We start from the raw sequence: 25,382 nt of genomic DNA, 5'->3' as shown, positions 1-25,382 counted from the left end.
CTGTCCGGGCTCTTTAACAAAAGCTCCGATGAGATCGTGCCCGCCTAAATATTCATCCCGAAAATCGATCTTACAAGAATGCCGACGACATAAGTAACCCCGACAGCGATCAGAAGTATCACAAGATTAGTGACAATTCTCTTCGACATTTTCATTCCGGATAGAAAAGCAATCACGGTTGAAATAAAGACCATGACCACCATTGCGATCCCGAGCGGCCAGAAAATATTTCGCGCACCTAGAATAATCGGAAGCATCGGGACAAGTGCACCGAAGAAATAGGAAATGCCGACTATGACGGCCGACTCAAATGCGTTCGATGAATTACCGGCGTCTGCTTCCCCGTCTTCTTTAAGAAATTCCTTTTTTGCCGATTCGATCATCTCAACTTCCTTTTCGGAATTCACCGCACCGAACGCACCTGCCGCCATTGAGATTGCTCCGGCGACTGCTACCGCAAAGCTTGCAGCCATCACGGCAGAAATATTCGAAAGAGCGGCGAAAAAACCTGAAACTGCACCCAGTATTTCAACGAGCCCGTCGTTTAGTCCCAGAAAAATATCCCTCACACGCTCGGGATGGATCCTTCTTTCAATCGACGAGGTTACAATTTCGTCTTCGTGTTTGAACTCGTCCTCTAAGATTTTGTGTACCGCATCCCCCATCGGTGTCCCCTTGTACAGATTCCAGACATTGATATACTTTCTCACGCCGTAAACCTCGATCGCTTCGAGGACAAGATGCACACCGAGATTTCCCAATATCCTGGTAACGAAAACGAGAGCTTCGAGTTTCAGTCGTCTCCTGAAATTGAGCTTCTCGATCTTTGTCGAAAAGAAATCCTGCCAGAAAGCGAAATGTTTGCTTTCCGTCGGAATGAGCTCGTCGAACATCGGTTTCATATCTTCCGAAGCGGTATTGCGCAGCCGCTTGTAAAGAGTAAGATCGAAAAGTTCGTCGAGAACGAGCTGCTTTCCTAATTCAAGTTCCATGGTCATAAAAATTATGAATTTTGGCCCGATAAACCAATTGCACCCTCTTGACAAGCATGAAACTTCTTATTATCTTTATCGTATCTTTACGATAAAGGATTTCAGATGCCGATAACAAAAACCGAAGAATTCAAGACGAAAGAGATACGACTTTCCAGGTGGGCAAAGGCTCTCTCTCATCCTGCAAGAGTAGCGATACTTCGCACACTTGCGGAACGAAACGCCTGTATTTGCGGAGAAATTGTAGAAATAATGCCTCTCGCGCAGGCGACCGTTTCCCAGCATCTCAAAGAATTGAAGGATGCCGGATTGATAAAAGGAACCGTGGAAGGGCCATCATCGTGTTATTGCCTCAATGGAGAAGCGATCGAAGAACTTGCAGATGATTTGGATAAGCTATTCAACGAACTGAGATCCGGTTGCGCTGATGCCAATTGCTCGACAAAAAAGAGGAGTCCATGAAATTACAATTCAGAAAATCCGTCGGCGATGACAAGGAAGTGATTCGTTCTTTCCTTCAAACAACCAAACTCCCCGCCGAAAGTCTAGACAAAGATACAACAACTTTTTATATGGCAGAGGAAAGCAACCGGATTGCAGGAATTGCCGGCTTCGAGTTCTACGGTTCAGATGCCCTTCTTCGTTCGGTTGCCGTTCAGCCTGGTATCCAGCGTCGGGGTTTGGGTTCACAGATCGTCGATTTCATGCTTGACGAAGCTAGAAAAAGAAAAGTTCAAAACGTCGCCTTGCTGACTGAAACCGCAAAGGATTTCTTTTTGAAGAAAGGTTTTGAAGTTGTGGACCGTTCCACCATTGACAACGAAAGCATGAAGAAATCCTCAGAATTCGCATATGCCTGTCCCGAGATGGCGGTGTGCATGAGGATTCGGTTGAAATAGGTCATGAAGTTACCAACAAATTTCATCTAATCACTAGAGGAATTTTTTAAAAGGAGCTGTTATGAAAACCGACATTGAAATCAAAGAAGAAGTGAAAGAAAGGTACGCCGGCATCGTTCAAACGCCGCGGCATTCTTGCGGCTGCGGAAACAAGTCGACTCTCGAAGTGAATTATTCTCAGATTGAAGGATATAATCCGGATGCGGATTACGGCCTCGGTTGCGGAACCCCAACAGCGTTCGCAAACATCAAAGAAGGGATGACGGTGCTCGATCTGGGATCCGGAGCCGGAATCGACTGCTTCATCGCAGCAAAGTATGTCGGGGCAAGCGGAAAAGTTATCGGCGTCGATATGACCGAAGAGATGATAAAGAAGGCGAATGAAAACAAGAATAAACTGAACATCCCGAATGTAGACTTCCGCCTGGGTGAGATTGAATCTCTGCCGGTCGATAGTGGCACAGTCGATCGGGTAATCAGCAACTGCGTCATCAATCTCGTGCCCCACAAGGAAAAAGCATTTTCCGAAATACACAGAGTTCTCAAACCCGGCGGTAAGTTTACAGTCTCTGACATTGTCACTGATGGCAAGATCAGTGAGGAGGAACGACGCGATGCTTCTCTTTGGGCCGGATGCGTCAGTGGTGCACTGGAAAAGAAAGACTATCTTGCCATCATCGAGAAAGCGGGATTTAAAGAAATCAGTGTGACTTCAGAAGTGAAAGGCGAGCATCAACTTTCAGGCGGCGCGGGACTTTACTCCATAACCGTTACAGGAACTAAATAAAGGATGAATATCCATGAACGAGACTAAGGTCCTTTTCATCTGTGTACACAACAGTGCGAGAAGCCAAATGGCTGAAGCGTTTCTCAACAAATACGGCAACGGCAGATTTATCGCAGAGAGTGCAGGCCTCGAACCTGGAAAGTTGAATCCTATCGTAGTCGATGCGATGAAGGAAGTCGGAATTGACATTTCATCGAATCAAACAAAGAGCGTCTTCGATTTCTTCAAACAAGGAAGGAAATACCAGTACGTAGTTACGGTCTGCGATGAATCAAACGCCGAGAGATGTCCGATCTTCCCCGGTGTGAAGGAGACGTTGCATTGGAGCTTCAAAGATCCTTCGGCACTGTCCGGAAGTCACGAGGATAAGCTTGCAGGCACCCGCGCCGTCAGAGACGAAATAGAAAAACAAGTGCGGCAATGGCTCGGAGAGTTGTCCAAAGGGACTGAAAGTATAAGGTGAAATCTCGACTCGCTTTCCTGGATCGATTCCTGACTTTGTGGATATTTGCTGTGATGGTGGTTGGTGTCACTGCTGGATATATTTTCCCTTTAATTATCGGTTTCTGGAATAAATTTCAAAGCGGTACGACAAATATCCCGATCGCTGTAGGTTTAATGCTGATGATGTACCCCCCATTGGCAAAAGTGAGATACGATGAACTCGGAAAGGTCTTTAGAAATTTCAGAATACTTTCTCTATCGATGGTGCAAAATTGGTTGGTCGGTCCGCTCGTAATGTTCGTCCTTGCGGCAATCTTCTTGCGCGACTATCCCGAATACATGGCAGGATTGATAATGATCGGACTCGCTCGCTGCATTGCCATGGTGATTGTCTGGAATGATCTTGCACATGGAAATGCTGAGTATGCTGCAGGCCTCGTTGCTTTCAATTCGATATTCCAAATTCTGTTCTATTCGTTTTATGCCTACGTGTTCCTGACAATTGTTCCTAAATGGATGGGCTTGAGTTCATTCAAAGTGGATGTGACAATTGTGCAGATCGCTGAAAGCGTTATTGTTTATCTGGGAATTCCCTTCCTTGCAGGAATCACAACTCGATATTTACTTGTGAAATCTAAAGGCAAAGATTGGTATTATCATAAGTTCATTCCGAAGATTAGCCCGATTACGCTGGTCGCATTGCTATTTACGATCTTTGTCATGTTTTCTTTGAAAGGGAGATTAATTGTCCAGATACCGATGGATGTAATCAGGATAGCGGTTCCGCTCCTGCTCTATTTCCTGATAATGTTCTTCGTTTCATTTTGGATGTCAAAAAAAGCCGGTGCGGATTATAGCAAAGCTGCAACATTATCATTCACTGCAGCGAGCAACAACTTCGAACTGGCAATAGCCGTTGCAATTGCAGTCTTTGGAATAAATTCTGGCGAAGCTTTCGCTGCCGTGATTGGACCGCTCGTTGAGGTACCTGTTCTGATCAGTCTTGTGAATGTTTCACTTCAATTCCAAAAGAAGTATTTCATGGTGACCGGGCCCGTATAATTAAGACCGTGAAGAAGAAACCTTAAAGAGACTCTTCGATATTACGACCCGGAACCGCCTTTCTCACCTGTTACCTTCACTTCATCGTACTTCTGAATCCTGTAGATTATCGTCGAGACAATCCAGCTTACGACGAATATTCCAATTATGAAATAACCCATTGTCCCAAAATCACCGCTCAACTTGCCGACGAAATCCCAGAACCAACCTCTCAGTTCGAATTTATCTCCAATGACGCTGAACGCTTCGATCCCTCCGACTAACAGTGCCACGAGCACGGATATAAAAGTTATCGTCACATTATAGAACAGTTTCCTCAATGGTTTGACGTAAGCCCACCCATAGGCAGCAAGCATAAGAACACCATCCGTAGTGTCGATGAGCGACATTCCCGCGGTGAAGAGAGCAGGAAATATTAAGATGGACCATACCGGTAATCCTTTCGTTGCTTCTGCAGCAGTAATTCCGAGGACGCCAATCTCTGTTGCCGTGTCGAAGCCGAGACCGAAGAGAAAGCCGAGCGGGTACATGTGCCAGCTCCGGCGGATCAACTTCAAGAACGGACGAAAGATTCTACCGACAAATCCGCTTTGGCTCAACAACTCATTCAATGATTGGTTGCCGTATGTCCCGCCCTTCTTCACTTCCCTAAAAGCCTTATAAACATCTCGGAGGACAAACATGTTGGCAATAGCTATCGCGAATAGAAAACCGGCAGAAACCGAAGTGCCGATGATGCCGCCAACTTGCCGGAACTGTGGAAAATTTTTCTGAACCGCGGTAGCGGCAAACGCAATTACAACCGATGCCAGAATGACGATGGTTGAGTGCCCGAGCGAAAAGAAAAAGCCGACTCCCGCGGGTCGCTTCCCTTCCTGCATGAGCTTCCGTGTTACATTGTCTATCGCTGCAATATGGTCGGCGTCCACCGCGTGTCTCAATCCGAAACTGTAAGCGATAACGGATGTTCCTATAAGCAGAGGGAATCCTTGAAACGTCAGAAACGCAATCACCCAGACAGTCACATTGACTGCCCCCAGCAACAAATATATTACAAATATTTTTCGCCGGACAGTTCCCGAGTCACCCCACAATCGGCGTCTTAGATCGCCGGCCGATTTAGGAAAATTTTCAACCATTTATCTCATCTGCCCCGAGTAAATTCTCTCTTTTTTTGATTACAGTTCAAGTTTGAAATTTTGGGATGAAAATTCAATCCACATTTTTGCAATTATCGTGGCTTAGTGAGGCTCATCTTTGTAAATTTAATCGAAGCGCAATGGAAAAAGCCGTCGTTACATTTTCAGGAGGTCTCGATTCAACGACTCTCCTTTATTGGGCTGCAAAAAGACATGAGGTCCACGCCCTCACGTTCGATTACGGCTCAAAGCACAACCAACAAGAGCAAGCAGCGGCAAAGAAAATCACGCGCCTCCTTAAGATTCCACATTCTACCATTGAGCTCCCATTTGTCAATGAATTTTTCAAATCAAGTCTGCTGAAAGACGGCGGCGAAATCCCCGAAGGGCATTACGAGGACTCCTCGATGCGAAGCACGGTCGTCCCGTTCAGGAACGGGATCATTCTCTCGATCGCAGTAGGCTATGCTGAATCGATCGAAGCTAAGAAGGTCCTTTACGCTGCGCACTCAGGCGATCACGCCATTTACCCGGACTGTCGTCCGGATTTTCTCAAAGCAATGTCTGAAGCCGGACGTTATGGAACATACCTAGGGGTTGAGATCAATGACCCATTCATCAAGATGTCTAAAAAAGAAATCGTCATCCTCGGGACAGAATTGGGAGTCCCATTTGAACTCACATATTCATGTTACAAAGGCGGCAAGACGCACTGCGGGAAATGCGGAACGTGCGTGGAACGGAAAGAAGCTTTTCAACTGGCAGGCATCCCGGATCCCACCAACTACCAGAAGTGAAAAATGGGAAATGAATGGCTGAGAGTTTATTGTCAATCGTTCTTCACCATTCACGCTTCATTTTTAGATTTTTGCAATCTGTATGATAAGGTAGAGAAGAGAAATCCCAACCAATGTCATGATCGTCGTCAATATTTTAGGATGGGCATGATAACTCTCGGGAAGAAGCTCACTGGCTCCAATATAGATGAAACATCCGCAGAAGATTGCCAGCACGCTTCCTAATTCCGCTTTAGGCAGAGTGAAGAAACGAGTGAAGAGAATTCCAAGAAGAGGAGCTGCAGCATCTGCAAATAACCACCAGGAAGCACGCTTCCGTGTGCCATTATCCTTTATGATGAGGCTGACCGTGTTGATACCGTCAGAGAAATCGTGAGTGAGAATGGCGGCTGTCACTATGCCCCCAACCGCAGGCGACACTTGAAATGCAAAACCGATGATCGCACCATCGAGAAAGCTGTGGACGGAGAGGCCGGCAGCACCTAACGTTCCGCGGTGTTGCAAAACTCCATGTTCCTCATCGCCGTGCGAGAGGAGAATCACCATTCTGTCAAGCGTCAAATACACCAGGAATCCAACTCCGACCATAAGTGAAACCCATGAAATATCGTTTGAAATGCTTCTCAGATTTGCCGCTTCCGGAAGAAGGTCGAAGAACGCAACGCCTATTACCGCGCCGGCGCTGAATCCCAATATTAGGTGAAGTTTGTCCTTAAATCTGAGCGCAAACAGTCCTCCCAAAAGCGTAGACAAAGAAGTCGCAATTCCAATAAAGAGAATGGTCATTTTGTAATTCCTTTTAGGTGTTTCTGATAAAATCTAACACCCATGCTGAATCAGTTCAAATTTTTATGGAAATTTACTTCAGCTTGCAACCCGCGATCCAATTTGAGCCGCGAAAATGTGTTTTCTTCACACAATCATTTGTTCGGACTTGACTTAAATAAAGGGTAAAGATAAATTTACTTATCAATGAGATACTTACTAGTTGCCCTCGCGGCATTGCTGGCTGCATTTTCTCCAACTTCCTCTGTTACTTTTTCAGATGGTTATCCGCGAGCGTCGTCGGGGACGGATGGAATTACAATCACCTGGGTTACTTCTCAGGAAAATGGCATAAAGGATTTCGCAGTCGAGAAGGCTTCCCAGCTCAACTCGCAGCAATTCTATCAACTTGACGGCACGATCGCTGCACAAGGTGCTGGAAATACTTACCAATTCACCGACAAAGATCTTTATAAAACAACCTCATCGACCATCTTTGCTTACCGTGTGAGGGCTGATGGCAACGACGGAAGTGTTTCATATTCGGCCACGATAACGCAGCCTTACGATTTTTCACCCGGACTCTCCGGCGTAGCCAAGCGCACCTGGGGCAGCATCAAAGCAATGTTTAGGTGATTCTACCGAAGAGAACTCGCCACCTGCGGCTTCTTTTAATATCCATTTCCGTATTCCTTGCCAATTCAATTTCCCAATCTCGCCCAGTTCCTCTATCATCCGGTGAGCCAGTCATAAGGATTAACCTTGCCGACAATGCATGGAATCCATGGCTTCGCGTTCTCGGCAAATTCATTTTGAGCATCCAGGGAATTGAAATTGCCACCGTGACGGACGCTTCAATTTCATTCGCATTTTCCCACGACGGAACACCAATAGTCCGGCTTCCCAATCAAGAGATTAAATTTTCTTATCCGATAAAATTGGAACCGGCGGAAACAGACACTCATAAAACACGGACGGATTCGACTGTAAAAATTCCTGAAGAAGTTTCCTCAAATTTTGCGAGCGGAATAAAATTCCATCTCCAAACCTTCCCGGGCTCAGTGGAAATAATACCGGAGAACAACGGCACTTTTCGCGTGATAAATTTTGTTCGGGTTGAAACATATTTGCGCGGCGTTGTTCCGAACGAGCTCGTCAACAAGCTGACCCCGGACGAATTCCAGGCTTGCATGGCACAGGCGATTGCTGCAAGGAATTTCGCTCTTTATAAGATGGACAATCAGGATACGGCAGACTTCGATGTTTATTCGGATACAAGAGGACAGGTGTATTCGGGAATAGAAAAGTACAAGCCGCTTGCCGACAGTGCAATCAAACTTACTTCCGGGATGATCGTCGAATATGATGGTCAGCCCGCAAGATGTTTTTTCCATTCGACGTGCGGCGGACACACCGAAAGCGTGCAGAACATATGGCAAGGACAGCCTGCACTCCCATATTTGGCGGGCGTCTCGGACATCGACTCGGCAACGGGTGATCCGTATTGCATCTATTCGCCTCAATTTTATTGGACCAACACTTATTCACATTACCAGATCAACAAAATGATACGAGATAACCTGGCAGTGGCCAATCCGACTTATGTTGACCGAATTATTAGAAGCGACATCACCGACATAAAAATACTCGACCGCTTCGAATCGTATCGAGTCGACTCGCTCAGGATCAAAACGAAGAACGGGAACGTTTATTATGTCCGGGGAGACAGAACGAGATATCTTCTGCGAAATAATGATGGCACACTATTGAGCAGCAGTCTTTTCAGAATTATTGTCTCGAAAGACGGCAGCGGAAGGCTTGGGAAAATCACTGTCACAGGCGAAGGAATCGGCCATGGCGTCGGCATGTGCCAGTGGGGAGCAATCGGAATGTCGCGGCTGGGATACAACTATCTGCAAATTCTGTCGCATTATTTCCCCGGCACTGAAGTGAAGAAAGTCTATTAAGAAGATTTCAAATTCCAGATGTTGAATTATAAATTCGATATGGCAATTCAAAATTCATTACTTAAGATCCAAAATTACTGAAGATGAACCTTCCACATATTTATCTGGCGTCGAGGTCGCCGAGGCGAAGACAGATACTCGAAATGGTTGGAATAAAATTCACGCTCCTTGACGTAGAGGTCGATGAGGATAACCACTTTGTTGACAATCCCCGCGAATATGTCATCACCCTTTCGGAGAAAAAGGCAAGAGCTGCGTCGACGAAGATCGCGAAAGGCATTGTGGCCACGGCAGACACGATCGTCTATCTGGGCGGTCAGGTGCTCAATAAGCCGAAAGATGCCGAAGATGCCGAAAGGATGCTGAACCTTCTTAGCGGAAGGACACATCAGGTCTTTACCGGATTTACATTGCTTCAGACCCCGGGATATAAGATGGTACAGCAATGTGAAGTTACCGATGTAACATTCCGAAAGCTGGAAAGCGATGAGATTGACGAATACGTCCGTTCAGGCGCGCCGTTCGACAAGGCTGGCGCTTATGGAATCCAGGACGATCTGAGCGCTCTATTCGTGGAAAAAATAAACGGAGATTTCTACAATGTCGTCGGGCTGCCGCTGCCGAAATTTTATCTCGCATTGAAAAATTTTACAAATGCTGAAAAAACTCCGCAGTAAGCTTTTCATTTCAATCGCGATCGCAGCACTCATCGGCGTCGCTTTTTCTTTTTACGCCGACTTCTCCCAGCTGAAAGCTGCGTTCTCGGCCTTCAATTATGAATTCATTCCTCTCGCGGCCGCCTGCGCTTCGGTCAACTATCTTTTCAGATTCGCAAGATGGGAATACTATCTCCGGGTTCTCGAAATCAAGGTACCGCGCTCACAGAGCTTCGGGATATTCATCTCCTCTCTTTCTATGTCCGTCACACCCGGTAAGATGGGCGAGCTCGTCAAATCTTACTTTTTGAAATCGCTTCGCGCGGTACCGATAAGCAAATCAGCTCCGATCGTTTTCGCAGAACGGATCACCGATTTCCTCGACCTTCTGATAATCTCGATAATTGGAGCATACAGTATCGGCTATGAGAAAAGGCTGATCATAGTCGTGGCGCTCATCTTCGTCGCAGGAATCGGAATTATTGCGAGCCGGTCATTTTCAATGAAAATCATCCGGAAGGCCGAGAAGATCTCGTTCATCGCAAAACGGATCAAGCCGATCGAGTCCGCCTATGAAAGTTCCCATGCCATGTTGAGCGGAAAAGCCCTCATTATTTCGTCGTTGATCGGGCTCGCCGGATGGTTCATAGAATGCCTGGGGTTTCTATTTGTCCTCGACGGCCTCGATATTCATTTGAAGATCCTGTCTGCAAGTTTCATCTACGCTTTCTCGACTGTAGTGGGCGCAGTATCATTTCTCCCGGGCGGACTCGGCGCCACAGAGACTTCCTTAGCAGGGCTTTTGGTCCTTGCAAAAATCCCGAAGAACTCCGCTGTCGCTGCTACTTTCATTATTCGTGCAGCGACACTGTGGTTTGCTGTCATAATTGGCGTGGGTATGTTATCTTACATGTTGAAGCATTATGGAGCGGCCCTTAATGAAAAACTCGAAAACAATTCCTATGCAAGCGCAGTCAAAGATGGCAGGGCTAACGTCCAATAGCTGATAACCAAGAGCTACTCATGGAACGAAAGATTCGTGTTCTTATCGCTAAGGCAGGGCTCGATGGTCATGACCGCGGCGCAAAAGTCGTGGCTGCCGCTTTGCGAGATGCAGGGATGGAAGTGATTTACACGGGACTGCGTCAGACACCAGAGATGATCGTCGATGCCGCCATTCAAGAAGATGTAGACGCGATCGGCATCAGCCTTCTGAGCGGCGCGCACATGACGATATTTCCGAAAGTGCTTACTCTCATGAAAGAAAAAGGACTTAACGATGTTCTTCTATTCGGGGGTGGAATTATTCCCGACAAGGATATCGCGGCATTGAAAAAAATGGGCGTCGGCGAATTGTTCACGCCGGGAACCTCGACCTTGGACATAGTGGCCTACATTCGTAGCTGGAAGACTAATCGTTAAAAATCGGCCATTCGCCGATAGCTGAATCCCAACTTAATTAGGAGTCCAAATGAAAAACGATCCACTGGAGAAGCTTGCTGAGAGATTAAATTCTCTCTCCGTCGATAATTTCTGGGACGTAGGAAAATTCGTCGTCGAGAAAATTCTGCCTTATGCAAAGTCGAACAAGTTGTCCGAAGAAGAGTTATACAAGGTATTATCGTCTTATCCCGGGTTCAAGTTTCAGCCCATCCTTCTCAAGCAATGCCAGATGTACTTCACTTATTATCCCGATCTGAAAAAGCGAAAATTACCTGAGAGTTTTTATTTTGAGCTCGCCACTAAGGTGAGCGGCGACGAGAAGCGGAAGGAATACGAGAAAGCTGCAATCCAGAATAAGTGGACCATAATCGAGCTTCGGAAGAAAGTGAGGGAAGATTCTCTGAGCGAGCGCGAAGCCGGGCGAACAAAATTCGGGTTCGATCTTCGCGCCGCGAACGTGTGGAGCTTCGACGTCCCTGATCCGCGTTTCGGTAAACAGGGATACAAAGGGAGAATTGCCGGACAGGTAATCGCAAATGCAATCTATCATTATACAAATCCCGGTGCATCCATCGTCGATCCGTTTGCCGGTGATGGCACGCTCGGCGATGTGGCAGAAAAGATTTCTTATTTTGGCGATCGCAGTTATAAAATGTTTGATCCAAAGCCATCCGACGAGCGGATCAAGCAGAACAACGTTTTCTTGACAGGTATCCCTGCGGATACTAATTCAGCTGATTACGTCTTCATAAACTTGCCGGACGAATTCTACTCGGGAAATGAAGAGATGACTGTGGCTCTTTCAAATTTCAAGATGAAATTCAAAACGGTGTTCAGGGAATCGCACAGAATTCTAAAGGTTAAGGGAAAAGTCTCCGTAATTGTCGCGCCTCAGATCGGTGAGACCGGAGTCGCCGATTATCCTTATGAGGTGGAACGGATATATTCCGATGCGAATTACAAAATTGCAGGAAAAGTGTTTTTGCCGGAAAGGTCAGCGCGGCGATACAATTACTTCGAGCGAAAGCCGCTGGTTTCCGAGATGACGGAGATGCTGACATTTCAGAAAATGTCGGAATAATAAGACAAGATCACAGTGGAGACCTGTCCCGGCTGGCGAGAAGAGAGGACTGACATATCTCGCTAATGACAGAGCCATGAATCGGCGTGCGCCAATATGCGGTTAAAAATGAACCGACCAAAACCCTGAGATCCGGTTCAGCATCCATTTGTACACAAACATCATCGCGACACCAAGAACCAGAATCAGTATTCTGACCGCAGCAGGAATTGAATCTTCATTTTCCTTAACGAAACCTGCAAATCTCCTGACAGCGTGCCATGGAACGACCACGCCAAACAAAGCGAAGAATATTGTGGAGATTACGACTTGGATACCTGAGTTCTTATCGACAGGCTCAAAGTTTCCATTCTCCGAGATGAATATACCGACAAAGAAGCCGACGACACCCCAACAGAGCACATAGGCTGCTTTGAGAAATACTCTGAACCATATTGGATCGCGATCAAATGAGTCATCCACGACAAATTCCCTTTCTTATAGATCCTGGTGATTTTGACCTAAGCTGCTGTTAATAAACACTTGCTTCTTAAGCGAGCACAAATTGTACATGATTATTTGCAGATAATCTTCACGACAGGAGATGCTTCGCTGAGATGAGTATTACTTGAATTTGCATCAGCGTGACCGAGACATCGTAATGTTGTCCCGGGGCAGGGAGTGATAGCAGCAGGTCAAAACATGCAAGTTCCGATGTACTCTGCCGCACCGGTCATCAATTTTCAAAATATTGGAAAGGTTGCTGATCATCCATTCTCTGCCACAAATCATTATTCCCTTACGAAGTCAGGACTCACAGATATAATCACAAAAAACCAACTCCAGGCTCTGACAAATTCAAGTATCGTCTGGAATCGTGCAAGATCGCAGGCAATTGACGTCAGTAAATGGTGGACCCACGCCTTACTTCAAACCGCTTCTAAAATTTTATTGTACTCGATTGCCCCTTCCCTGACAAGCACGATTTTCCCTTTGGTGACATCGACGACTGTTGACGGAGTTTGAGAACTAAGAGTCCCGGCGTCAACGATCAGATCAACTGCTCCCAACACCTTTTTGTTTATCATGTTTATCGAATTGGGATTGGGCTCGCCCGACAGATTCGCGCTCGTGGAGGTTATCGGAATCTTGCAGATATTCAGCAGCTCCCGGCAAAACTCGTCGCTCGAAAGGCGTATGCCGATTTTACCAGATCCTGCCGTCAATATTTTGGAGACGATAGGTGCGGCCCTAAAAACCAGCGTCAGCGGACCAGGCCAAAATTTGCTCATCAATTTTTCAGCGACCTCGCCAACCTCCAGCGTGAGCTCTTCGACCGCCGACTTATCCGGAATCAAAACAAGAATAGAGTTCGATTTATTTCTTTCTTTCAAAGTGAAAACCCGCTCGACGATTTTCGGCTCGAGAGCATTTGCGCCAAGCCCATATATCGTTTCAGTAGGATAAACGATGACGCCTCCATCCAGGATCGCCTGCGCAGCTTCTGTGACAGAGCGTTTTTTATTTGCGTTTACGATTTTCATATCATCGGAAATAGATTATACGGCAAAAGTGCCTTCTTTGTTGATTTTTCATATTTCGCCTTTAACCATTGTTCAAGATCTCTAAAGCCTTTCTGACAATTTCATCCGGCGAAATCTTCTTCATGCAGTCGAAAGTCCCGATAGGACATCGTGGTCCACCGTGGATGGAACACGGACGACACCCCAAATCTCTAACTTCAATGACCGTCGATCTTTTATGGTACGGATAAAAGCCGAAATCTTTTACTGTCGGGCCAAAGATTGCCACCGTCGGGACATTGAACGAGGATGCGATATGGACCGGGGCAGAATCATTTGCAATCATAAGAGAAGACCGTCTGATAATTTCAGCAGATGTCATAATTGAAAATTTTCCTATCGCTGAAATAATGTTATCGCTCATCTTATGGAAGCTTTCCAGAATCTCCACGTCTCTCCGCCCGCCGATGATAACGACCGCCGCAAATTTCTCCGATAATTTTTTCGCCACCCGCGCCATCATCTCCGCGGGATATCGCTTCGTTTGCCAGGTAGTCCCGGGAGCAAGAACGGCGAATGGGCCGCCGATTTTGTGCTCGGTTATGAACTGCTCCGCCTCCCTGACATTTTCTTCAGCCAGAAAAATCTTCGGCCGTTCGTGCTGGATAGCGGGCAGTTCACCGGTCATGATCGAAAGTGGTTCAAGAAGGGAAAGATTCCGGTCCACTTCATGAACGCCGAATCTCCATGGCAGCAAATTAGTGAAGCACATCTTCATCGCGGAATTATCGAAACCTATTCTTATTTTTGCCCGCATTCCTCTCGCCAGAAGACAGCTCCGCAGGGATCTATGCGGACAAATCACCACGTCATAGGTTGCAGCCCGAAGCTGATTACGAAACAGAAGAAAAGATAAAAGCGATCTTTGCTTCCCATGTTTGTCATACACAATGACATTAGAAATGTCGGGATGGCTCCTGACGACATCTGAAGTTTCCGGAATTACAACAAAGTCAATCTGTGAACCGGGCATCGCTCGCTTCAACACCTGCACGAGCGGCAATGTCAGGATAACGTCTCCTAGAAAGGCAGTGTTGATTATCAAGAATCTTTTCACGTTTCTTCTATTTCCCGGAGTTTTTCCTGGAAAATTTGCACATGTTTGAATCGCTTGTGAAACCAGAGCCAATTTTCCGGACATTCTCTGATGAATCCTTCGAGCGCAGTAACATGACGCTGAGTCAGCTCCGCAACGCTTGCCTCCGAGTCGTCAGGGAGATCACTGTAATCTATCTCATGAAGATGCAGACGGTATGTCCCGTCATTCTTTCTGACAAGGACACCAAATTGTACGGCCGCGCGTGTCCTTAGAGCAAATAATGCAGGACCTTGGAAAGTCGGAACATCGATTCCGAAAAATTTTGCCTGCGTGCTCTCCTTTGCTGCACTTTGATCTGCAAGAAGCGCCACGATGCCGTTTTCTCGAAGAGTTGAAAGCGATGCACGCACGGAGTTTTCCATCGGCACGGTCGAATTGCCGAGAAGTTCGCGATATTTGTTCGCAAACTTGTCGACTGACTTGTTGTGGAACGGGTGAACGACAACCGAAAAATGTTTCGGAGAGAATGCGCCGATCGCAAGAGCGACGAGTTCCCAATTTGAAAAGTGCCCGCTCATCAAGATCAGGCCTCGTCCTCGTTCAAGCGCCGATTCGATCAGGCGCCGCGATTCATCCGGAAACTCGACGACATTTCTCAAACTGTCCTTTGTAAACTCTGGGAAATAGAGGAACTCAAAGAACACCGTTGTAATGTTCACATAAGATTTTTCAAGTATCGATTCTATTTCATCGTTTCCCTTTTCAGGGAAACATAATTTCAAGTTAGTCAGCGCAACGTTTTCGCGAATCGGAATATGACGGTAAAAAAAACTTCCAAGCGACGCGGCCATTTTGTGAACGCTTTTCAACGAAAACCGCCGAAGAAAAGCTCCGATAACTCTTAAGAGCAATAACTGCAAATAATCACTGAAATTCATTTGATTTCAAAGCCATAGACATCCGAGTCTTCCGCGCCGACGACCAAATGATTTTTCCAGATAGCAGGCTGAGTGCGAACCCGTCCCGGCAGACTTATTTCCTGTGCCACTTTGCCGTCGCTCTTTTCTATAACATAAAGATTTTTATCCAACCCGCCAAAGAAAACCTGGTTCGTCGTCTGAGAAGCGGAACTTGTTATTGGAGCATCAATATGGACCTTCCAGATAAGTGCACCGCTGTGAATGTTAAGGGCATAGAAATTTCCGTCATCACAGCCGAAATAGACGCATCTCTCATCGGTGATCGGCATCGAAAGGATCTTATTGTCGGTTGCGAAATCAAATTCCAATTTTCCATCTTTGCCCAGCGCCAGCAGCCTTCCTCCATTTGTACCTATAAACACCGACGAATCGTTCATAGATGCAGAACACCATATCCCGCCTTGCGGAACGTCATACTTCCATATTTGCCTTCCATCAACCGCACTTATCCCATAAACATTTCCATCGTCGCAGCCGAAAACGCAAAGGCTGTCATCCACTGCAGGAGATGATCTAATGGGACCGATAAAATTTTTATGAAAAATTTCTGCGCCGGTTTGCAGATCAAATTTATAAAAATCTCCTTTCACGGTCGCAACAAAAATTTCGCTCTTGAGAATGGTTGGAGACGATTCGACATCGGCAATCTGCTTCGACCAAATTATGCTACCGGAATAAATGTCGTAGGCAAAGATGTTTTTATCCGATTGGGACGAACAGACAACCATGATGCTGTCGGAAATTGCCGGCCCCGAAAAAATAGCTCCGTTAAAGGTTTTGGACGCAAATTCTTTCCCGGTAACAACATCGAGTGCGTAAATCTCGCCCTTGAGCGTCCCGACATAAACGATTCCATTTTTGATAATAGGAGAGAAATTCCCAAAGCCGGCGTTTACATTATGGTTCCATATTTGTTCCAGGCGCGTCGAAGTCATTTCAGTCATCGAGCTGTGGACCGCATCCCTTCCATACATAGCCCAACCTGCCGACGATGTCTTCAGCTCACGGGGGAGCCTGAGAGATGCGCAGGACATGACCAACAAGGTGCAAAGGGATACTGCCAATAGTTGTATAAACTTCGTTCCAGAAGGACAAAGCCATGGAGACTTAACTTTCCCTTTGTGTTCCTGTGCCTTTGCAGCTTCTCTAATCATACTGCTTCCACTCTTCCAAACAATGACGAAAACAATCCTACGACAATCGTAGTTAAGGAGCCGATCAACGTGTACCAGGTCCATGCAATCGGCGTGAAGAAAAAAACATAAAGGAGCATCAGCAAACCCGCTGTAAATCCGACCATGGCGTCAATCTGCCGGGGCTTCTTGAACAATACACCGAGAAGAAATGTACCGAGCAGTCCTCCGTAAGTTACCGATGCAATGGAAAGGGCGACCTCGATGACCGATTCGTTCGAGCTCAGGAAAATAAAAGCGGTTGCGACGAGTATGATGGTCCAGATGAGGCTGAAAAGTCTGGAGAGTCTGAGGTCATCTTCTTCGCTATTGCTTTTGCCGAAGTACGGCTTGTAAAGATCCACCAGAGTCGAGGATGCCAGCGAGCTTATGGAGCCGCTGAGCGATCCCATCGCGCTCGCGAAGAGTCCAGCCACAATTATTCCGCTCAGTCCGCTTGGAAGCTGCTCGACTATGAACTTCGGAAAAATCTGGTCGCCATCGTTGAACGGATACGCATTGTAAAAAGCGTAAAGCGATATTCCAATTATCAAGAAAAACAGAAACTGAATTGCTACGAAGAAGCCGCTTGCTATAACCGCTTTCCTGCTATTTTTCAAAGAGTCCGTTGCCAGGAGCCTTTGGACTATAAGCTGGTCTGTCCCGTGTGAGGCCATGGAGAGAAACGCACCGCCGAGGACGCTCGCGACGAAGGTATACTTGATCGTGAAGAAGTGGGCCAGGCCGCCGCCGAATCCCCAGTTGATAAATTGTAATTTCGACTTCACCAACGCCATAGCGCTATCCCAGCCGCTTGGAAGATGGGACAGCATGATGTACAACGCCACAGAGGCACCCCCGATATAAACAAACATCTGAATGATGTCTGTCCAGATAACCGCCTTGATTCCACCGGTGTAGGTATATGCAAAAGTAAAAACAGTGATGATGACGATTGCGACCGCATAAACAAAAGAATCGGAGTACCCGGAGAACATTTCGTATGCCCTGAATATGATTGCGAGAGGAATCGCCGTAGTGAAGAGCCGGACGCCGGTTGCAAGCGTCCTCGTCACTAGGAAGACGACGGAGGCATAATTGCGGGTCCTGTCGCCGAAACGGCTTTTCAAAAACTCGTAAGCGGTAACGAGTTCACCGCTGTAATATGACGGCAGGAAAAGAACTGCAATAGCAATCCGTCCGATGATGTATCCGATTGTAATCTGAAGGAAATTAAGATTTGTCAGATAGGCCAGGCCGGGAATTGAGATGAACGTTATCGCGCTTGTTTCCGTCGCGACTATGGCAAACGACACGGCAAGCCACGGGATTTTCCTCCCTCCCACAAAATAGTCTTTGATGCTGGTTTGCTTTCCGCCGGTCAATATTCCAAAGATGGTGACGCCGATGAGATACGCAAAGACGATTACATAGTCAATGGACTTAAAACCCACGAAGATTCCTAACCCGGCGCGGCTGGGATCAGCTGACGGCGTCGGCCGTTGGATGGATTGAAAAAACTTTTTCTAACTGGGTAATCTTGAAAAGATTTCGCACGTCCTGGTTCGGTATGACAAGATGAATTTCCCCTTTGAGTTCCCGCATCAGCCTTTCGGCGACAAGCAACGCGCTCAGCCCTGACGAGTCACACGATTTCACCGTGGTCATATCGACAATCAATTTCTTCAGCGGCGATTGACAGACGATAAGAAACTCCGCCTTGAGCTGCGGCGAAACTTGAGTGTCCAGTTTATCGAACTTCAACCGCAAGACGGCACGTCCTTTGTGATTTTCAATCTCGAATATTTTCGTTTTCATTTTTCCTTGAACATTTTAATTATGCGCGCGACGACTTCGTAGGCTCTTTTCATGTCGCCGCTTCGCGGAGTTTTGATCTGCATATCGTAGAAACAATCGCAGTTCTCTTTTACAAAACCTACCGACATCTTCGCCTCGGATTTTCGGCAAAGATAGGACATAAAAATATCACTGGAAAAATTGAGATCAAACGCGATGTCAAACTTGTATTGACGGAGCCGCGCGATGAGGTCGCGCGAAGGAAGTTTCAGCCAATTGGCATCGGCATGAGAGACGACGATAACCTCGCTGCGATAAGTGGCAAGCTCTCGCATGTTGTCTGTCACGACAAGTACAACCCTGCGAAAATACCGGAGGAGAGATTCCACAACGGATCGCGCCAGGTAAAACTCCATGTTGAGTCTCGGCATTAGAAAAACGGCGGTCTGCGCCATCTTAATCGCGTCGTTGAAACCTATGATTTTCCTGATGTGCCTCGCCCGGCTGGAGGCGTACTTTGCAGCAATTTTGTTTTTAAGATTTATCATTAATCTCTATTGATGATTTTCAAAAATTCTTTTTCCGTTAAAATTCGTATTTTAAGCTCCTGCGCTTTATCGAATTTGGAACCCGGATTCTCACCGGCGACGACATAGCCGGTATTCTTACTTACAGAACTTGTGACACTCCCCCCGGCACTTCTTATCAACTCGGACGCCTCGTCGCGCGAAAGAGAAGAAAGCGTGCCCGTCAGAACGAATGTTTTGCCCGTCAAGGAGCTTGACTCACCTTTTGCTTTCGGAACACCGGATGGCTGAATGTGAAGTTTGTGAAGCCGCTGGAGAATTCTCTTCCCGCCCGGGGATGAAAAGAAATCAAGCACCGAAGCAGCGGCGACAGGTCCAACCTCCGCAAGATTCTTTTTGAATTTCGCCAGACGATTTTCAATTTCTGAGATCCCGCGGATAAGGTCCTCATATTTCTTTTGCCTCGACTTAAGTTCCGTCAAATTCTTAGACGGATTTCTGCGCGACTTCGGTGAAACCATGTCACGCTCCGTCTTCATCGCTCCGAGGTCCCTGAGATCTTTCAGTATCGGTGAAGCAGCAAGCTCGTCCAGCGACTGGTGAACCTGAGCAAGTTGCCTCGCGGTCGCTTCGCCGACATCCGGTATCGCAAGCGCGTGGATCCATCGGTCGAGCGGCAGAGTGCGCGCACGCTTCAACGCTTCAATCACTTTCGCAGCATTTTTCTCGCCGAATACGCGCGGCTCATCATCGGTGCCCAAGTTGAGTTTAGCAAGCTGTTCTACAGTTAGATCGAACAAATCGAGAGGCTCATTCACGAGTCCTCGCTCAACCAATTTTTCTGCTACGGTGCCGCCGAGCGACTCGATGTCAAGTGCTTTTCGATAGGCGAAATACTCGACGCGGCGCGTCTTCTGGGCCGGGCAGCCGGCAACGTTCCGGCAACGCCATGCGACTTCCTTCTTGTCGCCTGCCGAGACTTTTTCTTTTACAATCGCACCTCCGCATGCTGGACACTTGCCGCCGATGTATCTAAAGAGGTCAAATTCCTTTGCATCTTTAGGCCTTTTCCCTTTGATGACTTCGACTACCTCTGGGATCACCATGCCCGCCTTTCGAATAACGACAGTGTCTCCAATCCTGATATCTTTGCGCCTGATTTCATCCTCGTTGTGCAATGTGGCCCGGGAAATAGTCGAGCCCTGAAGGAAAACCGGCTCCAACTCCGCCACCGGTGTTAGAACGCCGGTACGACCGACTTGCACGGTGATTCCTTTGAGCAAAGTTTCCGCCGGCGTGATCCACGGAATAGGTTTGTGAACGATCGCATAGCCCGGGGCGCGGCTCTTCCCCGGAATTTTCTCCCAATCTGTCATGCGATTTACTTTTATGACGACCCCGTCGATTTCATACGGCAGCTCGCTCCGCAGGTCACATTTCTCATCATATCTGCACACGACATCGTCCCGATATCGCCTGAGCACTTCGTCAACTCCTTTGCAGAGCCACCATTTTCGCTGCGTCGGAAGACCATATTGCTTCAAGGATTCAAGCATTTCCGCATGTGTTTCAAAATTTATTCCTTCACGAGCCCCGACGCCATAAAACACTGCGCTGATCGGCCGCTGTGCGACAAGCTGCGGATCGAGTTGTTTCAGCGCACCTGCGGTCGCATTGCGCGCGTTCGGAAAACTTTTTTCTCCTTCAGATTCCAGCTTTTTGTTCAGCGTCTCAAAATCTTTCGTGGACATATAAGCTTCGCCGCGAACTTCTAACAGCGCAGGTGGATCTTTCAACTTCAACTCGAGAGGAATCGCACGGACGGTTCGCAGGTTCGCGGTAATGTCGTCGCCATACTGACCGTCTCCCCGGGTCACTCCCAAAGCCAGCTTTCCGCCGCGGTAGTGAACACCGATTGAGACTCCGTCAACTTTCGGCTCAAGAACATACTCGACGCGATCGGTCTTCAGATATTTCCTTATCGTAGTGTCGAATTCCTTCAGCTTTGGAAGAGTTGCTTCATCTTGCATCATATGCCGCTTCTCACGATCAGGTTCCTCATCTCTTGTCGGATGATCCGATGCGTCAATTTTCTCCAATGACAACATCGGCTGGGCATGTCTTACACGCTTGAATTCTTTCGCCGGCTCGCCGCCGACCCGCTGCGTTGGAGAATCGGGCGTGACAAGCTCCGGATGCTGCGACTCAAGCTCCGCCAGTTCTTTCATCAGCTGGTCATATTCATAGTCGGTGATTGACGGCTGTGCCATGACGTAGTACCGATAATCATGGTCGCGGATCTGCCGTCGCAGTTTTTCAATCTCTGATTTTAGATCCTTTTGAATCGCGGGACTCTTCACTTCTTGATCGAGCCGTCTTTGAGGATGGTGACGTTTCGGATGACAATTCCCGGTTTTCCCAGCGGCGGAATCTCATGGCCGTTGAGCGACAAGACCAGACCGCCTGCATTCCCGATTGTCATGTTGAATTTTCTTCTCCCCCAGAACGCGAAGCGATTTCCCGGTCTCATCAATAGGTCATATGTTTTTCCTTCGTCGATGACGAGATTAACCCATACGGTGTCGGTGGCACTCAAAACCAGCCTTGCGCTGTCCCCTTTTACAATCGGCTTGGTCGTGGTCGCAGCCGTATAGGCAGAATCGAATTTCTTCTGATTTACCTCTTCCATGCTTTCATAAGCATTAACATCAACCGGTTGCTTCTTGCTCGGAGAAAACGCCAGATAAGAGAGCCCGATCAATATCCCTAAACCTATTATTCCGGCGAAAATCTTCTGCGCATTGGTAAGACTAATCGGAGTCGGGCTCGCTTTGTCTGTATCAGAAATGACGACCTGTTCCGCCGCGGCCTTCAATGCTTCGACATGCTGATTGAATAATCCTACCGTTTCGTCGGGATCGAGGCCGATAGCTTTGGCATAATCCCTTATGAATGCCCTGATGTAAGTTTCCGGCAGGATTTCGAAATTCCCATCCTCAATCGCCTCAAGGAACTTCAAACTGATCCTTGTTTGTACGGCGACATCAGATAACCGAATTTTTCTTTCTTCCCTTTGAGCCCTTAAATATTCGGAAAATTTTTCCATTCGAAGCCGTAATTAGTTGACTGATATGACCTTTTGAATCTAATCAAGTTAAGGAACTATAACAACGGTTGAACTTGATATTTGAACCGGAAATTCAGAGGTGTTCCAGAAAATTTCTGTCAGCTCTTGACATTAAGATTTTCATCTGACATATTATGGTAGAAATACGTCTACTATTACCATTTGGAGAACATAATGGAAGCATTGACCAAGAGGCAGGAACGGATTTTAAAATTCATTCAAGCCCAGTTCAGGAAAAATGGGTATCCTCCGACAATTCGCGAGATCGGGAACCATATCGGGACGAAATGGAACCACGGCGTCGAGAGGCATCTTCAGGCTCTTCAGCGGAAAGGACACATCACGCGGGTACGCGACAAAAGCCGCGGAATACAGTTGACCTCCCGCCCGATGGGAACAGAAGTACCTGTCATCGGCAGGATAACCGCGGGCAAACCGATACTTGCAGTCGAGAATGTCGAAGAAAAAATCGTTCTCGATCCGTCATTCGCCAAGGGAGGAGAGAGCTTCCTGCTGATGGTCGAAGGACTCAGCATGAAGAATGCCGGCATCCTCGACGGCGATCTTGTACTGGTGAGACAGCAGACAACGGCGGAATCCGGTGACATCGTAGCCGCGCTCATCAGTGATGAAGAAGCGACCGTAAAAAGATTCAGGCAAAATGGTGACGAGATCATCCTCGAACCGGAAAATCCCGACTTCGAGCCGATATACTCCGATTCAACTTCGGTGAAAATTATCGGCAAAGTGCTGGCTGTTCTCAGGCTTCTTGACAACCAGCTCACTGTAAAAAGATTGAGGTAAGTGAATCCTGATTACTGACGGGCGGGAAATAGAGATGGACCGCGACAAATTTCCGACGATATTTCACATCGACATCGACGCATTTTTCGCATCGGTTGAAGAATCCCTGTGTCCGGCATTGCGGGGAAAACCCGTTATCGTCGGCGGTTTGCCTAATGAGCGTGGAGTGGTTGCCTGCCCGAATTACGAAGCAAGAGAATTTGGCGTGAAGACTGCGATGCCTCTCTCGCAGGCCTATCGCATTGCACCTGCAGCAATCTTTGTCAGAGGAAACTATAAAGAGTATGAGAAGTATTCGAGGAGATTTATCGAAATATTGCACGACTTTTCCCCCGTGTTACAGGCAGTAAGTCTTGATGAAGCATTTCTCGACGCAGACGGCTGCCTGCATTTTTGGAATTACGAACCGCGCAGCCTTGCAATGGCGATTAAGCGTGCGATCTGGGAGGAGCTCAAGATTACTGTGTCTATCGGCATCGCTTCAAACAAATTGTGCGCAAAAGTTGCCACGGACTATTCGAAGAAAGCAGAGAGGAAATCCAACGACGGTATCTTCTCTCCACCAAACGGACTTTTCATCGTGCCGCTCGGGGGAGAAAAGAATTTTCTTGCGCCTCTTTCAGTTTCTGCGCTCCCGGGAATCGGGAAGAGAACGGCGGAGGCTCTCGACTCACTTGGAATCAAAACCGTCCGAGAGCTCGCCGATACGAACGTTAGCCTGCTGAGACAAATATTCGGAATCGTAGGAAATTATCTGCATGCCGCCGCTAACGGATCCGGAGACGCCGATGTTTCTGAAGGCAACCATGACGCAAAATCCATTTCACGGAGCACGACATTCAGCGGAGACTCAGGCGACGAAGAGTTTATCACATCCGTGATTTTCTATTTGTCGGAGAAAGTCGCGAAGGCTTTACGGCGTGATAAACTTGCGGCGTCGACCATCTTCGCGAAGATGCGATACTCAGACGGTGCGCCGCTTCTCGGATACTCGCTTCGCGGGGGAAGTAGAATAAAAAGCCCGCATCCGAACCGGCGATTCGTGACCTACCAGAAAAATTACACTCTCGATGAGCCGACGAACTCTGAATTTGAAATCGCATCGGCTGCGTTCGCCCTTTTCAAGAGTCTCTGGCTCAGGAAAGTAAAAGTGCGACTGGTAGGCGTCGGAGTCATGAACATCAAAAAGGAATGTATCCAGCTTGACTTGTTTCGCAGGTCGGAGCTCAGACGGACCGATCTTTTGCGGAGCGTCGACAGGCTCCGGGATAAATTCGGATACCATTCGGTCTATTTCGGCATAATCGACAAGATGGAACAGGAATACGAGAGCGACCGAAACGGTTTCCGGCTACACACGACCTCCCTTTCCAGATAGAGAAAATCCAGCGCGGAACATTCACATCAAGTCTTGATTGATTTCATCATAATTGGAATATTTGATTGAATGAAAATTCACAAAACAATCCATTATAAATTTGTCCTTTTATTCCCGCTGGCTGCATCTGTCCTGACTTCCTTTCAAACGCTGCCATCCCTCGTCGCAGAGTTCACCTTCGGCAACTTCAAGGATCCGAAAGGTATAAGCATAGATCCCGGAGACAATATATATGTTGTGGACACCGGCAGAAACCTCCTCGAGCGTTTTAGTTCGGTGGGAGATTCAACCGGTGAAGTGGGCGGGTATGGGTGGGGAGACTATCAGTTTGACCAGCCAGTTGATGTTTGCGCAACGAATGGGATTGAGATATATGTCGCAGATTATAACAACCACAGAATCCAGCGATTCGACAGAACGCTTGCAAACGTGGCCACACTTTCGACTCATGAATCCAACGACGATTCAAAACGATTCGGATATCCTTCAGGTGTTGCCGTGTCGAGGCTTGGCGATCTATTCATCTGCGACGATGAGGATGTCAGAATGATGAAAGTGAATACCTTCTCGACCGTCGAGCGAACCTTCGGAAATTACGGCGACGGGCCGGGCGGATTGACAATGCCGCGTCAGGTGGCCGTGGGGCCTCACGACGATGTCTTTGTCTTGGACAAAGGAAGAATTGCGGTTTATGATAATTTCGGGACTTACCTGAAATCGATAGGAATCGGAGTGCTCCATGATCCTAAGGGAATCGGAATCGGCGACGATAAGATCGGGGTCTGCGACTCGGATACGCTTTACTTCTTCAACATGGATGGAGAATTGATTTCTAAATTTTCGACCGACGACATTTGGGGAGCGAAGGTCAAACATTTCGACGACGTTTCGATCAGCGGCCGAAGAATCTACATATTGACGGACAAAAATATTGTTGCCGCAAGATCTGATTTTTGAAATCCAC

28 protein-coding genes are annotated in these 25,382 nt (G+C 47.4%); 15 read left to right on the top strand and 13 right to left on the bottom strand.

The window, feature by feature from the left end; all coding sequences use genetic code 11:
• Positions 1-44: 44 nt before the first annotated feature.
• Complete coding sequence (locus VLX91_06715) at positions 45-992, bottom strand: VIT1/CCC1 transporter family protein (protein HUI29892.1); 948 nt, start codon at positions 990-992, stop codon at positions 45-47.
• Between the two features lie 105 nt (positions 993-1,097).
• Here VLX91_06715 and VLX91_06710 point away from each other — a divergent pair, with 105 nt between their 5' ends.
• The 5 genes from VLX91_06710 to arsB all read left to right on the top strand — a co-directional run bounded on the left by VLX91_06710 (position 1,098) and on the right by arsB (position 4,184).
• On the top strand, positions 1,098-1,454 hold the full coding sequence (locus VLX91_06710) for a metalloregulator ArsR/SmtB family transcription factor (GenBank protein HUI29891.1): 357 nt from the start codon (positions 1,098-1,100) through the stop codon (positions 1,452-1,454).
• On the top strand, positions 1,451-1,891 hold the full coding sequence (gene arsN2 / locus VLX91_06705) for an arsenic resistance N-acetyltransferase ArsN2 (GenBank protein HUI29890.1): 441 nt from the start codon (positions 1,451-1,453) through the stop codon (positions 1,889-1,891). The genes VLX91_06710 and arsN2 overlap by 4 nt, the downstream gene beginning before the upstream one ends.
• 61 nt (positions 1,892-1,952) lie before the next feature.
• Positions 1,953-2,678 carry an arsenite methyltransferase gene (gene arsM, locus VLX91_06700; protein HUI29889.1) on the top strand — a complete coding sequence of 242 codons (726 nt, stop codon included), beginning with the start codon at positions 1,953-1,955 and terminating at the stop codon, positions 2,676-2,678.
• Positions 2,679-2,691: 13 nt separating this feature from the next.
• Positions 2,692-3,141, top strand: coding sequence for an arsenate reductase ArsC (locus VLX91_06695; protein ID HUI29888.1), 450 nt, complete (start codon positions 2,692-2,694; stop codon positions 3,139-3,141).
• Positions 3,138-4,184, top strand: a complete 1,047-nt coding sequence (gene arsB / locus VLX91_06690) for an ACR3 family arsenite efflux transporter (GenBank protein ID HUI29887.1) — start codon at positions 3,138-3,140, stop codon at positions 4,182-4,184. The genes VLX91_06695 and arsB overlap by 4 nt, the downstream gene beginning before the upstream one ends.
• A gap of 41 nt (positions 4,185-4,225) precedes the next feature.
• Here the strand turns inward: arsB and VLX91_06685 are convergent, their stop codons facing one another.
• Positions 4,226-5,323 carry a HoxN/HupN/NixA family nickel/cobalt transporter gene (locus tag VLX91_06685; protein HUI29886.1) on the bottom strand — a complete coding sequence of 366 codons (1,098 nt, stop codon included), beginning with the start codon at positions 5,321-5,323 and terminating at the stop codon, positions 4,226-4,228.
• 140 nt (positions 5,324-5,463) lie between these two features.
• Between VLX91_06685 and queC the strand changes: the two genes are divergently transcribed.
• A complete protein-coding gene (gene queC, locus VLX91_06680) occupies positions 5,464-6,120 on the top strand; it encodes a 7-cyano-7-deazaguanine synthase QueC (GenBank protein HUI29885.1) in 657 nt (218 codons plus the stop codon).
• Between the two features lie 63 nt (positions 6,121-6,183).
• Here the strand turns inward: queC and VLX91_06675 are convergent, their stop codons facing one another.
• The gene (locus tag VLX91_06675) at positions 6,184-6,906 is read right to left on the bottom strand and encodes a ZIP family metal transporter (GenBank protein HUI29884.1); all 723 of its coding nucleotides are present in this window, start codon (positions 6,904-6,906) and stop codon (positions 6,184-6,186) included.
• A gap of 186 nt (positions 6,907-7,092) precedes the next feature.
• On the opposite strand from VLX91_06675, the gene VLX91_06670 reads away from it, so the two are divergent.
• The 6 genes from VLX91_06670 (at position 7,093) to VLX91_06645 (ending at position 12,032) form a co-directional block, all read left to right on the top strand.
• A complete protein-coding gene (locus VLX91_06670) occupies positions 7,093-7,521 on the top strand; it encodes a hypothetical protein (GenBank protein HUI29883.1) in 429 nt (142 codons plus the stop codon).
• Positions 7,518-8,852, top strand: coding sequence for a SpoIID/LytB domain-containing protein (locus VLX91_06665; protein ID HUI29882.1), 1,335 nt, complete (start codon positions 7,518-7,520; stop codon positions 8,850-8,852). Before VLX91_06670 ends, VLX91_06665 begins: the two co-directional genes overlap by 4 nt.
• An 83-nt stretch (positions 8,853-8,935) precedes the next feature.
• Complete coding sequence (locus VLX91_06660) at positions 8,936-9,529, top strand: Maf family protein (protein HUI29881.1); 594 nt, start codon at positions 8,936-8,938, stop codon at positions 9,527-9,529.
• Positions 9,507-10,511, top strand: coding sequence for a lysylphosphatidylglycerol synthase transmembrane domain-containing protein (locus tag VLX91_06655; protein HUI29880.1), 1,005 nt, complete (start codon positions 9,507-9,509; stop codon positions 10,509-10,511). The genes VLX91_06660 and VLX91_06655 overlap by 23 nt, the downstream gene beginning before the upstream one ends.
• A gap of 20 nt (positions 10,512-10,531) precedes the next feature.
• Positions 10,532-10,930 (top strand): cobalamin B12-binding domain-containing protein, encoded by a 399-nt coding sequence (locus tag VLX91_06650; protein ID HUI29879.1) that lies wholly within the window; start codon positions 10,532-10,534, stop codon positions 10,928-10,930.
• A 49-nt stretch (positions 10,931-10,979) separates the two neighbouring features.
• The gene (locus VLX91_06645; GenBank protein ID HUI29878.1) at positions 10,980-12,032 is read left to right on the top strand and encodes a DNA methyltransferase; all 1,053 of its coding nucleotides are present in this window, start codon (positions 10,980-10,982) and stop codon (positions 12,030-12,032) included.
• A 102-nt stretch (positions 12,033-12,134) separates the two neighbouring features.
• Here VLX91_06645 and VLX91_06640 read toward each other — a convergent pair whose 3' ends face one another.
• The 10 genes from VLX91_06640 to VLX91_06595 form a co-directional block, all read right to left on the bottom strand.
• Entirely contained in the window at positions 12,135-12,494 is a 360-nt protein-coding gene (locus tag VLX91_06640; GenBank protein HUI29877.1) for a hypothetical protein, read from the bottom strand.
• A gap of 446 nt (positions 12,495-12,940) precedes the next feature.
• A complete protein-coding gene (locus VLX91_06635) occupies positions 12,941-13,555 on the bottom strand; it encodes an L-threonylcarbamoyladenylate synthase (protein HUI29876.1) in 615 nt (204 codons plus the stop codon).
• Positions 13,556-13,616: 61 nt separating this feature from the next.
• Entirely contained in the window at positions 13,617-14,651 is a 1,035-nt protein-coding gene (locus tag VLX91_06630; protein HUI29875.1) for a glycosyltransferase family 9 protein, read from the bottom strand.
• Positions 14,648-15,571 carry a lysophospholipid acyltransferase family protein gene (locus VLX91_06625; protein ID HUI29874.1) on the bottom strand — a complete coding sequence of 308 codons (924 nt, stop codon included), beginning with the start codon at positions 15,569-15,571 and terminating at the stop codon, positions 14,648-14,650. The genes VLX91_06630 and VLX91_06625 overlap by 4 nt, the downstream gene beginning before the upstream one ends.
• Positions 15,568-16,767, bottom strand: coding sequence for a PQQ-binding-like beta-propeller repeat protein (locus tag VLX91_06620; protein ID HUI29873.1), 1,200 nt, complete (start codon positions 16,765-16,767; stop codon positions 15,568-15,570). The genes VLX91_06625 and VLX91_06620 overlap by 4 nt, the downstream gene beginning before the upstream one ends.
• Positions 16,764-18,239: a sodium:solute symporter gene (locus VLX91_06615; GenBank protein HUI29872.1), complete on the bottom strand. Its 1,476-nt coding sequence runs from the start codon at positions 18,237-18,239 to the stop codon at positions 16,764-16,766. Before VLX91_06615 ends, VLX91_06620 begins: the two co-directional genes overlap by 4 nt.
• Positions 18,240-18,267: 28 nt before the next feature.
• On the bottom strand, positions 18,268-18,603 hold the full coding sequence (locus VLX91_06610; GenBank protein HUI29871.1) for an STAS domain-containing protein: 336 nt from the start codon (positions 18,601-18,603) through the stop codon (positions 18,268-18,270).
• Positions 18,600-19,130 (bottom strand): hypothetical protein, encoded by a 531-nt coding sequence (locus VLX91_06605; protein ID HUI29870.1) that lies wholly within the window; start codon positions 19,128-19,130, stop codon positions 18,600-18,602. Before VLX91_06605 ends, VLX91_06610 begins: the two co-directional genes overlap by 4 nt.
• A complete protein-coding gene (ligA, locus tag VLX91_06600; protein HUI29869.1) occupies positions 19,130-21,469 on the bottom strand; it encodes an NAD-dependent DNA ligase LigA in 2,340 nt (779 codons plus the stop codon). Before ligA ends, VLX91_06605 begins: the two co-directional genes overlap by 1 nt.
• Positions 21,466-22,215: a helix-turn-helix domain-containing protein gene (locus VLX91_06595; protein ID HUI29868.1), complete on the bottom strand. Its 750-nt coding sequence runs from the start codon at positions 22,213-22,215 to the stop codon at positions 21,466-21,468. The genes ligA and VLX91_06595 overlap by 4 nt, the downstream gene beginning before the upstream one ends.
• Positions 22,216-22,410: 195 nt before the next feature.
• Here VLX91_06595 and lexA point away from each other — a divergent pair, with 195 nt between their 5' ends.
• The 3 genes from lexA to VLX91_06580 all read left to right on the top strand — a co-directional run bounded on the left by lexA (position 22,411) and on the right by VLX91_06580 (position 25,375).
• Entirely contained in the window at positions 22,411-23,040 is a 630-nt protein-coding gene (gene lexA / locus VLX91_06590; GenBank protein HUI29867.1) for a transcriptional repressor LexA, read from the top strand.
• Positions 23,041-23,074: 34 nt separating this feature from the next.
• Positions 23,075-24,418, top strand: a complete 1,344-nt coding sequence (locus VLX91_06585) for a DNA polymerase IV (GenBank protein HUI29866.1) — start codon at positions 23,075-23,077, stop codon at positions 24,416-24,418.
• A gap of 69 nt (positions 24,419-24,487) precedes the next feature.
• A complete protein-coding gene (locus tag VLX91_06580; protein ID HUI29865.1) occupies positions 24,488-25,375 on the top strand; it encodes an NHL repeat-containing protein in 888 nt (295 codons plus the stop codon).
• Positions 25,376-25,382 lie beyond the last annotated feature (7 nt).

The sequence above is a fragment of the Candidatus Acidiferrales bacterium genome, assembly GCA_035515795.1.
In the GTDB taxonomy this organism is placed as follows: Bacteria; Bacteroidota; Ignavibacteria; order Kryptoniales; family JAKASW01; genus JAKASW01.
Note: the sequence above shows the minus strand (reverse complement) of the source record. Positions and strands in the feature narration are given on the sequence as shown.

What these genes read in the sequence shown, in the direction of transcription:
- VLX91_06715 (HUI29892.1), bottom strand. Translation starts at nt 992, where the DNA reads ATGGAACTTGAATTAGGAAAGCAGCTCGTTCTCGACGAACTTTTCGAT.
- VLX91_06710 (HUI29891.1), top strand. Translation starts at nt 1,098, where the DNA reads ATGCCGATAACAAAAACCGAAGAATTCAAGACGAAAGAGATACGACTT.
- arsN2 (HUI29890.1), top strand. Translation starts at nt 1,451, where the DNA reads ATGAAATTACAATTCAGAAAATCCGTCGGCGATGACAAGGAAGTGATT.
- arsM (HUI29889.1), top strand. Translation starts at nt 1,953, where the DNA reads ATGAAAACCGACATTGAAATCAAAGAAGAAGTGAAAGAAAGGTACGCC.
- VLX91_06695 (HUI29888.1), top strand. Translation starts at nt 2,692, where the DNA reads ATGAACGAGACTAAGGTCCTTTTCATCTGTGTACACAACAGTGCGAGA.
- VLX91_06685 (HUI29886.1), bottom strand. Translation starts at nt 5,323, where the DNA reads ATGGTTGAAAATTTTCCTAAATCGGCCGGCGATCTAAGACGCCGATTG.
- queC (HUI29885.1), top strand. Translation starts at nt 5,464, where the DNA reads ATGGAAAAAGCCGTCGTTACATTTTCAGGAGGTCTCGATTCAACGACT.
- VLX91_06675 (HUI29884.1), bottom strand. Translation starts at nt 6,906, where the DNA reads ATGACCATTCTCTTTATTGGAATTGCGACTTCTTTGTCTACGCTTTTG.
- VLX91_06670 (HUI29883.1), top strand. Translation starts at nt 7,093, where the DNA reads ATGAGATACTTACTAGTTGCCCTCGCGGCATTGCTGGCTGCATTTTCT.
- VLX91_06660 (HUI29881.1), top strand. Translation starts at nt 8,936, where the DNA reads ATGAACCTTCCACATATTTATCTGGCGTCGAGGTCGCCGAGGCGAAGA.
- VLX91_06655 (HUI29880.1), top strand. Translation starts at nt 9,507, where the DNA reads ATGCTGAAAAAACTCCGCAGTAAGCTTTTCATTTCAATCGCGATCGCA.
- VLX91_06650 (HUI29879.1), top strand. Translation starts at nt 10,532, where the DNA reads ATGGAACGAAAGATTCGTGTTCTTATCGCTAAGGCAGGGCTCGATGGT.
- VLX91_06645 (HUI29878.1), top strand. Translation starts at nt 10,980, where the DNA reads ATGAAAAACGATCCACTGGAGAAGCTTGCTGAGAGATTAAATTCTCTC.
- VLX91_06635 (HUI29876.1), bottom strand. Translation starts at nt 13,555, where the DNA reads ATGAAAATCGTAAACGCAAATAAAAAACGCTCTGTCACAGAAGCTGCG.
- VLX91_06625 (HUI29874.1), bottom strand. Translation starts at nt 15,571, where the DNA reads ATGAATTTCAGTGATTATTTGCAGTTATTGCTCTTAAGAGTTATCGGA.
- VLX91_06620 (HUI29873.1), bottom strand. Translation starts at nt 16,767, where the DNA reads ATGATTAGAGAAGCTGCAAAGGCACAGGAACACAAAGGGAAAGTTAAG.
- VLX91_06610 (HUI29871.1), bottom strand. Translation starts at nt 18,603, where the DNA reads ATGAAAACGAAAATATTCGAGATTGAAAATCACAAAGGACGTGCCGTC.
- VLX91_06605 (HUI29870.1), bottom strand. Translation starts at nt 19,130, where the DNA reads ATGATAAATCTTAAAAACAAAATTGCTGCAAAGTACGCCTCCAGCCGG.
- VLX91_06595 (HUI29868.1), bottom strand. Translation starts at nt 22,215, where the DNA reads ATGGAAAAATTTTCCGAATATTTAAGGGCTCAAAGGGAAGAAAGAAAA.
- lexA (HUI29867.1), top strand. Translation starts at nt 22,411, where the DNA reads ATGGAAGCATTGACCAAGAGGCAGGAACGGATTTTAAAATTCATTCAA.
- VLX91_06585 (HUI29866.1), top strand. Translation starts at nt 23,075, where the DNA reads ATGGACCGCGACAAATTTCCGACGATATTTCACATCGACATCGACGCA.
- VLX91_06580 (HUI29865.1), top strand. Translation starts at nt 24,488, where the DNA reads ATGAAAATTCACAAAACAATCCATTATAAATTTGTCCTTTTATTCCCG.